Annotated in this window: 2 protein-coding genes; both read left to right on the top strand. The window is 71.9% G+C overall.

Going from position 1 to position 1,062, the window contains the following annotated elements:
• Window positions 1–549 (top strand): hypothetical protein (locus AC2W7A_RS12745; RefSeq protein ID WP_485991654.1); only part of this gene is annotated, 549 nt, incomplete at its 5' end.
• 14 nt (window positions 550–563) lie between these two features.
• A partial coding sequence (locus AC2W7A_RS12740; protein ID WP_485991653.1) for a twin-arginine translocase TatA/TatE family subunit occupies window positions 564–1,062 on the top strand: 499 nt, incomplete at its 3' end.

The raw sequence follows: 1,062 nt of genomic DNA, 5'->3' as shown, positions 1-1,062 counted from the left end.
CGCAGGTCGACGTCGGCGGTGGCGGCGGAGAACGGCTCGGCGATCCGCGCCCTGCGCCGCCACGGCTGGGCCGTGCCGTCGCTGCAGCCGGTCGGTCTGCGTCCGCTGGACCTCGATGTGGCCGGCGAGGGAGGCGTCATGGAGGTCTCCGTGGACTGGTCGGACGAGGACCGCCGGGTGCACGTGCGAGAGTGCCGCACCACCGGGTCCGCCGAGGTGCCGGACGCCTGTCCGGGCCAGGACGGCGCGCCCACCGCCACGGAGGGGACCCTGCCGGTCGGCGTCACGTACCACGTCACGGCGGACGACGGCCGGGACACGTGGACCGCCACCCTCCCGATCGGGGCCGCCCGCTATGTGGTGACCTCGGACCTGCCCCGTGACCGTGTAGAGCAGCTGCTCTCCACGATGGTGGTGTCGGACCGTTCGGGCGTCGCGGACGACCTCCGTGCCCCGGAGGAGATCTCCGACCGTCTCGAGCGCGGGATCGACCGCCTGCTCGGCGCGGCGGACATCCCGTTCGGCGTGGCCGCGACGCCTGTCCTTTAGTAGAGTCAGAGCCTGTGAACATCGGTATCAATGGCGGCGAGTTCATCGTCCTCATCCTCATCGCCCTGCTCATCCTGGGTCCTGAGCGGCTGCCGATGTACACCCGGAAGTTCGCGGACTGGCTGCGCTCCATGAAGGTCATGGCCGAGGGGGCCAAGGAGCAGTTCAAGGAGGAGACCGGACGGGACTTCGACGAGATCGAATGGCGCAAGTACGACCCGCGTCAGTACGACCCCCGCCGCATGATCCGCGAGGCCCTGCGCGAGCCCGTGGACTCCACCCGCACCACCGCACGCAACGGTGTCACCGCCGAGGACCTGCACGGCGGCCTGAGCCGTGACGACCTCCGTGACATGGACCCGCGGGCGATCTTCCGCAAGTCCTCTGGCGGCTCCACTGCGGTTCCCGCCGCGGACTCCGCTGCGGGTCCGGCCACGGACTCCGCATCCGCGGCAGGCACCTCCACCGCGTCGGCGGCCCCCGCGCCCTCGGCAGCGCCGGCCCCGCCGGCCG

The sequence above is a fragment of the Micrococcus sp. LASM2_SD2 genome (assembly GCF_057364565.1).
Note: the sequence above shows the minus strand (reverse complement) of the source record. Positions and strands in the feature narration are given on the sequence as shown.